Origin of the sequence: Ruminococcus sp. (assembly GCF_017650195.1) — a bacterium.
In the GTDB taxonomy this organism is placed as follows: Bacteria; Bacillota; Clostridia; order Oscillospirales; family Ruminococcaceae; genus Ruminococcus.
Genome location: NZ_JAGCFH010000221.1, coordinates 1 through 9,474 on the forward strand (window position 1 = coordinate 1; position 9,474 = coordinate 9,474).

The 9,474-nt window shown below is 44.7% G+C and carries 9 protein-coding genes; 7 read left to right on the top strand and 2 right to left on the bottom strand.

Annotated elements, in window-relative coordinates:
• The 4 genes from J6U00_RS10120 to J6U00_RS10135 all read left to right on the top strand — a co-directional run.
• Positions 1-2,162: glycogen/starch/alpha-glucan phosphorylase (locus tag J6U00_RS10120; protein ID WP_296581517.1), on the top strand; the 2,162-nt coding region annotated here is incomplete at its 5' end.
• A gap of 347 nt (positions 2,163-2,509) precedes the next feature.
• On the top strand, positions 2,510-2,944 hold the full coding sequence (locus J6U00_RS10125; protein WP_296581520.1) for a hypothetical protein: 435 nt from the start codon (positions 2,510-2,512) through the stop codon (positions 2,942-2,944).
• Positions 2,945-2,949: 5 nt separating this feature from the next.
• Positions 2,950-3,438, top strand: coding sequence for a hypothetical protein (locus tag J6U00_RS10130; protein ID WP_296581522.1), 489 nt, complete (start codon positions 2,950-2,952; stop codon positions 3,436-3,438).
• A 4-nt stretch (positions 3,439-3,442) separates the two neighbouring features.
• Complete coding sequence (locus tag J6U00_RS10135; protein ID WP_296581525.1) at positions 3,443-3,931, top strand: hypothetical protein; 489 nt, start codon at positions 3,443-3,445, stop codon at positions 3,929-3,931.
• Between the two features lie 473 nt (positions 3,932-4,404).
• Here the strand turns inward: J6U00_RS10135 and J6U00_RS10140 are convergent, their stop codons facing one another.
• Entirely contained in the window at positions 4,405-5,727 is a 1,323-nt protein-coding gene (locus tag J6U00_RS10140; protein ID WP_296581528.1) for a triacylglycerol lipase, read from the bottom strand.
• Positions 5,728-6,047: 320 nt separating this feature from the next.
• Between J6U00_RS10140 and J6U00_RS10145 the strand changes: the two genes are divergently transcribed.
• From J6U00_RS10145 to J6U00_RS10155, 3 genes are read left to right on the top strand one after another with little or no spacing between them, the layout of a single operon-like run.
• Positions 6,048-6,254, top strand: coding sequence for a helix-turn-helix transcriptional regulator (locus J6U00_RS10145; protein ID WP_296581530.1), 207 nt, complete (start codon positions 6,048-6,050; stop codon positions 6,252-6,254).
• A gap of 11 nt (positions 6,255-6,265) precedes the next feature.
• On the top strand, positions 6,266-6,709 hold the full coding sequence (locus J6U00_RS10150; protein ID WP_296581532.1) for a hypothetical protein: 444 nt from the start codon (positions 6,266-6,268) through the stop codon (positions 6,707-6,709).
• 17 nt (positions 6,710-6,726) lie between these two features.
• Positions 6,727-7,155, top strand: a complete 429-nt coding sequence (locus J6U00_RS10155) for a hypothetical protein (protein ID WP_296581533.1) — start codon at positions 6,727-6,729, stop codon at positions 7,153-7,155.
• A gap of 69 nt (positions 7,156-7,224) precedes the next feature.
• Here J6U00_RS10155 and nifJ read toward each other — a convergent pair.
• Positions 7,225-9,474, bottom strand: a 2,250-nt coding sequence (gene nifJ, locus J6U00_RS10160) for a pyruvate:ferredoxin (flavodoxin) oxidoreductase (RefSeq protein ID WP_296581535.1), incomplete at its 5' end; no start/stop codon positions are given.

Sequence of the window (9,474 nt, forward strand, 5' to 3'; positions counted from 1 at the left end):
AGTTTCTTGTGGGAAGAGCGGTATATAATAATCTGCTGGTGCTCGGTATTTATGACGAGGTGGATGCAGCTTTTAAAGAACTGGGGCTCGACCTTGCAGACCTAGAGGAAATTGAGGACGCAGCTCTTGGAAACGGTGGCCTTGGCAGACTTGCTGCCTGCTTCCTTGACAGTGCCTCAAGCCTTGGGCTTCCTCTTGATGGCTACGGTATACGTTATAAGTACGGACTGTTCAGACAGTCCATAGTTGACGGCTTTCAGCGTGAAGAGATAGATGACTGGACAAGATACGGCGACCCGTGGTCAGTGCGTTGCGAGGAGGATGCTGTTCTGATAGAGTACAGCGGTCAGACCGTAAGGGCTGTGCCATACGATATGCCTGTATTCGGATTCCGCACGGAGAATGTGGGGACTCTGAGACTATGGCAGGCTGAGCCTGTGAAGGAGTTCGACTTCGATACTTTCAACAAGCAGGACTACCTAGAAGCTTCTAAGGAAAAGATATACGCCGAGGACATATCGCGTGTGCTGTATCCCAATGACGATACCGACGAGGGAAAGAAACTCAGACTTAAACAGCAGTATTTTTTCAGCTGCGCTTCCCTTACTGATATAATAAGGAAGCACAAGGCGCGTTTTGGTACGCTTGATAATTTAGTGGATTATATCTCTGTTCAGCTTAATGATACTCACCCGGTTATATCTATCCCCGAGCTCATAAGGCAGCTTGTGGACAATGAAGGCTTTACCTTTGAAAAAGCCCTTGATATGGCGAAAAGGATATTCAACTACACCAATCATACCGTAATGCAGGAGGCTCTCGAAAAGTGGCGTACAGATCTTGTGGAGGAGCTGCTTCCGAGGATATACGCCATTATCATACAAATAAATGAGGCTCTTATCGCTGACATGTACAATGCTGGAGTTGAAAGGAAAAAGACAGACCGCATAAAGATAATAAAGGGTGACCTCATACACATGGCAGATATGGCCTGCTATGCTTCAAGCCATATCAACGGTGTTGCGGAGATACACACTCAAATACTCAAGGATACCGTTCTTTCGGACTGGTTTAGTCTTTGCCCGGAGCGCTTTCGCAACGAGACAAACGGCATAACTCAAAGGCGCTGGATAGCCCTTTGCAACAGAGAGCTGTCTGCTCTTATTACTAAGCTCCTCGGAAGTGATGACTGGATAAATAATCTTGATAAGCTGAAGGAGCTTGCAAAATATGCGGAAGATGAGAGCGTTCTCCGTAGCTTTATTGATATCAAACAGGAGAAAAAGCGTCAGCTTGCAGAGTTTATAAAGCTGCGTGACGACATGGATATATCTCCTGACTCTGTATTCGACATACAGATAAAGCGCCTTCATGAGTACAAGAGACAGCTCCTCAATGCCTTCTCTATACTCTGGATATACTATGGCATAAAGGATGGAAGCATACAGAACTTCCCATCGACAACATTCATTTTCGGAGCTAAATCAGCTCCCGGATACCGCCGTGCTAAGGCGATAATCAAGTATATCAACGAGGTGGGCAGGATAGTTTCCGAGGATTCGGATACCCGTGACCTTATAAAGGTAGTGTTCGTGCAGAACTATAATGTATCATACGCGGAAAAGCTGGTGGCATCTGCGGATATCTCTGAGCAGATATCCACAGCCGGCACGGAGGCAAGCGGTACAGGAAATATGAAGCTCATGCTCAATGGTGCGGTAACTCTCGGTACCTACGACGGCGCTAATATTGAAATAGTGCAGGAGGCAGGAGAGGAGAACAATTACATCTTCGGTGCCCGTGTTGAAGATTTGGAGAAGATAGTTCCCGAATATGACAGCAGGAGCATATTCTCAGGAGACAGCATGATACGTAAAGTGGTATCCTCTCTTATCGACGGTACCGTTTCAGACGGCGGCAGCGGTGATTTCCGCGAGCTGTATATGGCTCTACTTGACGGCGCTAGCTGGCATGCTCCCGACCATTACTATCTTCTCGGAGATATGAGAGACTATGCTGAGACAAAGCTGCGCTGCATTTACGACTACAGCAATGACAGACTTGACTTTGCACGGAAGCAGTGGCTGAATATGTGCAATGCCGGTAAGTTCAGCTCCGACAGGACCATTGCCGACTATGCCGCGAATATATGGGGAATATAGTCATTAGCCTTTAGCTTGTAGGAGAAGATATTTAAGCATTGTCTCAAATCTTTGATTTGGCAGGAAATGCTATATGCCAAGTTATCCTCCTGAGGGTGAACCATGTCTGCGTTATACTCTCTATAAGGGTGCTTGAATGATATGAAATTCAATGGAGATCAAAACCATTGAATAATGAAATATAATTTTGAATGCGGGGATTTACACAAATGTGAGCGCCTGTTCTTGTATTATACTTACAAGGACAGGCGCTTTTTAGTGACAAATGTAACTTCGGAAGTGACAGCTGACACCTTTTATTTGTACTGGTTTTATTGTATACTGATCACAGTAAAGGAGGGGAGAACATGAAAAAATCGGGAAGGATACTTTTTATAATATCTGCGGTGCTTACCGCAGTCGGTGCAGTTTCGATATTTTTTGCATGGACCTCAGCACTTTTGCTCGCTGTTGGACTGAGTATCGGATTCTGTACTTTGATATCACATTTTCTCAATAAAGGGAAAACGAATACTATGCCGTGGTGGCTGGTACTGCTGTTCATTTTGTCGTTTCTGCCTGTGATACTTTGCTTTTACTGGTCAATTTATGCAGGCATAAACGGTACGGGAAATGGTATGCTGTTCCCTGTGAGATACGGCTGGAAAGCATTCTCGGAAACGCTTTTCATATCTTTATTCCTGCTTACAGTATTTCCTGCTATCCCCATTGCGGTGATAGTTCAGGTGAAATTTATAAAACGTGTCATAAGCATAAAAAAACGTGATCGTGAGAGGAGCTGAGTTGAATGAATAAGGTGGAAAAGTTTCTTATAGGTTTGTTTGGCCTCGGGGTACTGATTTTTCTTGCTTACTGTATAACAGAGGGGATAACGGGTTTCGGACTTGTTCACGGCTTTGAAAGGGGATATTGGTCTGAGTTCGGCGTGATACTGGTGGTTTCCTGCCTCGGGCTTTTTGCAGTGCTTGTTTCCCATGCAATGAGGAACAGGAAGAACAAGGGAAAGAAGGCTATAACAAATACGGACAGGATATGGTTCAGACTGTCATTTGTACCATTTCTGCTGATAGTTCTTTATGGGGTATATTCAGCCATATTCGGTATAAGTTTTTTGTGGTCGGTATCTTATGGCATTTATGGTTTCCTGACAGCTGTTGTGTGCGGTGCAGCCATTCTTGTGATCATTCCTGTACTGCCGCTGTGTATCGTATGGCAGGTGATATTCATAGTTAGACGCAGAAAGGCTACAAAAGCAGTCATAAATGAGAGGAGCTGAGCTTATGAAAAAGTCGGAAAAGTTTGTAATGGCGGTATTTTCAGGCGGTATAGGATTATTTGTCATTAATTTCCTGTACAGGGCGTTATATTTGAAAACAGATCTGGATTATCGTTTCTTCATAGGCTATACAGCCGTGTTGGGCTGGATATTTATAGTTTCATTCCTTGGTATAATGACCATTCTTGTGTCCAACAGACTGAGAAAGCGCAGTAAAGAGGGAAAGGAGCCTATATCAAAGCTTTACAGTATAAGCTTTCTTGTATCCTTCCTGCCTTTGCTTATGTTGTTGATCAGTTCGGTAGGAGCTGCCGTAAACGGCTTTACGTTTATAGGCTCCACGAGCTACGGAGCAGATGCTTTCTGGAGCAATCTGATGATAATGGGAATATACGCCTGCGGTGTTATCATACCCATTTTACCTCTGTGTATCTTCTGGCAGCTGCTGTATATCATCAAGAGAAGAAAGTACAGAAAAACAGTCAGGAACTGATATATTAAGGTGAGGAGTGTGACATCATGAAACTATACATCATATATATATAATCATCATTGTTGTAATAACTGCGGTAATGGCAGTGCTGATAAAGCGTGAAAGCAAAAAGGAATACGTTTTAAGTAGCAGGAACGATGAAGAGCTCGCCAATGATGAAAAAAGAAAAAAAGGGCTGAAAAATGCAGTTATTATTTCTGGTGTGCTGTGCTTGCAGATAGGACTATTCTTTTTAATAACAAAGGTAGCTGATTATACGGTCAAGTATTTGGCGGAGGCGTTATTGTATTTGATTCTCGACAGCTGTTTTGGTTAAGAGCACAGTAGAAATTATGGCGGTATGCTGTCTTCACTTATAAGCATTTAGGAAAATGATCCCTGTGCGGCACAAGCGTGATACTGAGTTTTTCTTTCTCATATATAAAAGGCCGTAAAGGAGCTGATTGAGAAGCTCCTTTATGGCCTTTTTGCTGTTATAATCCTCTTTCTTTAAGGTCACTTACAAGTTGTACATAGAATTCCCTTACGTCAAAGCCCTCTATGTTCTCACGGTTGAGGTCTATAACGTCGGCATGGGTCACGCCTCTTTTGCCAGGAGGCTCGATAAAGCGGAAGTTATCTCCCCATTTCATTGCATCTACTGATACCAGGCCATCGTTGGGGCCATCAAAGTACTTCACGAAGCTGTAGGAAAGGTTAAGGGGAAAACGTCCTCCCATAGCCGAGACCGACCTTGAGCCCACACTCTGGTATAACACTCCCGGTACGTCCTTGCATAGGCCGTTGAGCTTTTCGCATGCTGAGGCAGTAAGGTCGGACACAGCAGCTATAAAGTCAGGAGAGGTATCGCCAAGTTTTTTCAGTGTGGAGTTGTACTTTCTAGCAAGTCCCTCCTTAAAGCTATCCGATGTCTTTGACATAAGATATTCAGCAAACTGACAGCCACGGTGGGGAGTATTTATCGTGGTAAGGCTCGCAACTTTGTCGGCGACTCCAAGTAAGCTTATAGCATACCTTGAATCAAGTCCGCCCTTTGAGTGGGCTATGATGTTGACCTTGCCGCAGTTTTCCTTTTTGACTATCTCGTCTATTTTTACTTTCAGCTCGGCTGCGCAGTCCGCTACCGATGCTGCTGACTGCTGGGAGCCGTAATATATCTTTGCGCCGTTGTTTTCAAGAGCCTTCGGTATCCTGCCCCAATAGCTGAAAGCCTTCATATCCCTGAAGAATACGCCGTGTACCATAAGAATGGGATACTTTGTGGCGCATATCCTTTCATCAGCACGAGAGCGGTCAAGGACAAGTCTGCTGCATTCTGTCCTGTATTCGCTGTCAGTAAGCTTTATCATGCGCAGGAGCAGCATGATGTTCACCACAGGCATGAAGGCGAAAACCACGCCGAGTACACGCCATTTGACACCGATCTGAACGGAGCTTGTATATATCCTCACCGCTGATACCATGAACATAAGTGCAAGCAGTACAAAGGCTATGACACTGTTGAGTGTAACTGTGAGCCAGCCCTTGCCAGTGATAGCTAGAAAGATATTCACGGCGATGTCTGCTGTGACCGTTATGAGGAATATCTTCATAAGGAAGCTGCCTCTATGCATACGTCCCAGTCTGCCGCCCTCCTTTGAACTGCATGGGATAAAGCATAGTACTGTCACGAAGATGATGCCAGCAATTATTGTGAGTACTTTCGCTACACCGCTGGTGTGCAGATCGGCTATGACATATATATTGGTCGCTATAAACGCGAGTGCTGTTTTTATGATAAGAGAGATTGCTTCCATTTGTTCTCCTTTCGTATCTGAGGCTCATTAGAGCTGTTAGCACAATACCGTATTTTACTAAAATTATACAATGTCGGAAATGCTTTGTCAATATAAGCAGAGACATAAAGTTAAAAGATAAAAATATGTAAAGCTGGCTTGACAAAAAATGTAAAGCGTGCTATACTATAATCACAGTAGAAGTAAAGCAAACTTTACATCAAGGAGGGGAATATTATGTTGGGGATAATAAATGATTTTTTTGATGCATCATTGCAGTGGGGGTGCAGTCAGTGCTGTATTTGCCATTGTTGTGGCTTATAGTGATAAGGAGATGAATCATGAAAAATAGAATTCAGGAGATGCGGAAAGCCCGGAAGGTCACGCAGCAGGAGCTCGCAGACGCTTTATCGGTCACGCGGCAGACTATAATATCACTTGAAAACGGAAAATATAATGCGTCCCTCACGCTTGCCCACAAGGCGGCGCAGTTCTTCGGGGTTACTATCGAGGAGCTGTTCATATTCGAGGGCGAGGAGAATTTATAAGGAGAATTATTATGGAAGCATATAAGAAGTCATTAAAGAAGAAAGCAATTTTATGGATGCTGGTACTGATTGTATCTGTAGCAGGGATAGGATTGTTTTTTGTGCTGGGCAGAGTATTATTCGGCATGGACGTTGAACTCAGACGCTCTTTCGGTGGTATGTTCAGTTATCTGCTTATTATTTCATTTATATATAATGTAAATATTAATGCGGCGCTCACCAATGAAAAGAAGCTCAAGGAACAGTATATACGCAGCACTGATGAGAGGAACATCAATATTGAAGCTAAATCAGCTCGTGTGACATTGAACATTGTAATGGTGAGTCTTTTTGTAGCGTTTCTGTTATTGACGCTGTTCTTAGGCAAGAACGCCGGTACTGTCCCCGGAATAGCCTTTTATGGGATATGGCTCATTAAAATTGTTGTGAAAAGTTATTACAACAAGAAGATGTGAAACGGAGGAGAATAATTATGGAAGGATTAAGAAGTAAACTTAAAACAAATATAATGCTGTGTAGGTTATTGATAGTTGTATTGATAATCATATTTATTGTTCTGAAGATACTGGAGTACAGGAAAGTTCTTCACGGTGATACGAATATTGGCTTCTTTTCCACAGGTATAATAGTATTGGTCATGAATATACTGCGTATGAAAAAAGCACTCAGGGACGAGAAAAGCCTTAAGGAATTGTATATCCGGAACACTGATGAGCGTGTGATTTCCATACAGCTCAGGGCGGCTAATTCTACATCGCTGTTAACGATATTTCTGCTCTGTATAGGAATGATGGTATCCTCATACATCAACGATACCGTTGCCTATACGCTTGCCGTTGCTTTAGGAATTTATATTCTTATTTATCTTAGTTCGCTTGTTTATTTTAATAAGAAGATGTAAAGCAAAACTCCCCGATACCTGTTCGTATCGGGGAGTAATTATATATTCGTTTAGCTTCTCTGCTAAAAATTACTTTTCAGCGAGCTTTGTGAGGTAAGCATAACGATCTGTTGCAGTCTGCTCAGCCTTCGCAAACAGATCCTTAGCACGCTCTGGGAATGAACGTGTGAGTGCGCTGTAACGAGCCTCGTTCATGATGAAGTCCTGATAAGACTCTGTAGGAGCCTTGGAGTCGAGCTGGAATGGGTTCTTGCCCTCAGCAGCCAGACGAGGATCATAACGGAAGTTGTTCCAGTAGCCGCACTTAACAGCCTTTTCCATCTCAGCCTGACAGTTGGTCATACCGCCCTTGATGGAGTGCATCTCACAAGGTGCATAGCCGATGATGAGTGACGGACCCGGATAAGACTCAGCTTCCTTGATTGCCTTGAGGGTCTGGTTCATGTCAGCACCCATAGCGATCTGTGCAACGTAGATGTAGCCATAGCTCATAGCGATATCAGCAAGACGCTTCTTTGCGATTGCCTTACCTGCTGCTGCGAACTGTGCTACCTGACCGATGTTGGATGACTTGGAAGCCTGTCCGCCTGTGTTGGAGTAAACCTCGGTATCGAATACCATGATGTTTACATCTTCACCTGTAGCGAGAACGTGGTCAAGACCGCCGAAGCCGATATCATAAGCCCAGCCGTCACCACCGAAGATCCATACGGACTTCTTGGAGAGGTAGTTCTTGTTTGCAACAATATCTGAGCAAAGATCGCACTTGTCAGCACACTTCTCGAGCGCAGCAACGAGAGCAGCAGTTGCTGCGGTATTCTTTGCACCGTCGTTAACTGTTGCGAGGTATTCATCAGCAGCTGCCTTTACTTCTGCAGATGCCTTGTCGCTTGCAGCAATTTCCTTGACTTCCTCAATGAGTCTTTCACGGATTGCCTTCTGACCGAGATACATACCAAGACCGTGCTCAGCGTTGTCCTCGAACAGTGAGTTTGCCCATGCAGGACCGTGGCCGTTTGCATCAACAGTGTAAGGTGAAGTTGCAGCAGGGCCGCCCCAGATTGAAGAACATCCTGTTGCGTTGGAAATATACATTCTTGAACCGAAGAGCTGAGTGATGAGTCTTGCATATGAAGTCTCAGCACAGCCTGCACATGAACCTGAGAATTCAAGCAGAGGCTTCTTGAACTGGCTGGAAATAACATTAGCGTCAGTTGCAACATCTGTCTTCTCTGAAACCTTTGCAACACAGTAATCAAATACTGCCTGCTGTGACTCCTGAGATTCTCTTGAAACCATCTTGAGAGAGTTAGTCGGGCAGACACCGATACATACGCCGCAGCCCATGCAGTCCATAGCGGAAACAGCAAGAGTGTACTTGTAGTCGCTCTTTACGATAGGCTTCGGAGCAATTTTGATGTTCTCCGGAGCAGCAGCAGCTTCAGCGTCTGTCAGAGCGAAAGGACGGATAGTTGCGTGCGGGCAAACAAATGCACACTTGTTACACTTTGCGCAGGTATCCTGATTCCACTCAGGAACCATAACTGCAACTCCGCGCTTCTCGTATGCAGCAGCACCCTGCTCGAATGTACCGTCAACGTGATCTGTGAATGCAGAAACAGGAAGTGTATCGCCGAGCATCTTGCCAACAGGATTCATGATGCCGTTAACCATCTTAACGAGCTTCTCTGCACCCTCGAGCTTTGCAGGTGTAGAATTATCAACAGCATTTGCCCACTCAGCAGGAACATCAACCTTGACATAAGCATTTGCGCCTGCGTCGATAGCCTTCTCGTTCATCTGAACGATCTCGATGCCCTTCTTCATGAACTTCTGAGCCTTCTCCTTCATGTAGCCGATAGCTTCAGCCTCAGGCAGAACCTTTGAAAGTGAGAAGAATGCAGACTGGAGAATGGTGTTTGTACGCTTGCCAAGACCTATCTCCTGTGCAAGGTCTATTGCGTTAACCAGATAGAGCTGGATATTGTTCTTTGCGATATACTGCTTTGTGTCAGCTGTGAGGTGCTGCTCGAGCTCCTCGGGCTTCCACTGGCAGTTGATAAGGAATACACCGCCGGGCTTTACGTCATTTACCATCTTGTAGCCCTTGAGGATGTATGACGGGTTATGACAGGCAACAAAGTCAGCCTTGTTTATGTAGTAAGGGCTCTTGATAGGCTTATCACCAAAACGCAGATGTGAGATAGTGATACCGCCTGTCTTCTTGGAGTCATACTGGAAGTATGCCTGAACGTACTTGTCAGTGTGGTCACCGATGATCTTGATGGAGTCCTTGTTTGCACCAACAGTACCGTCGCC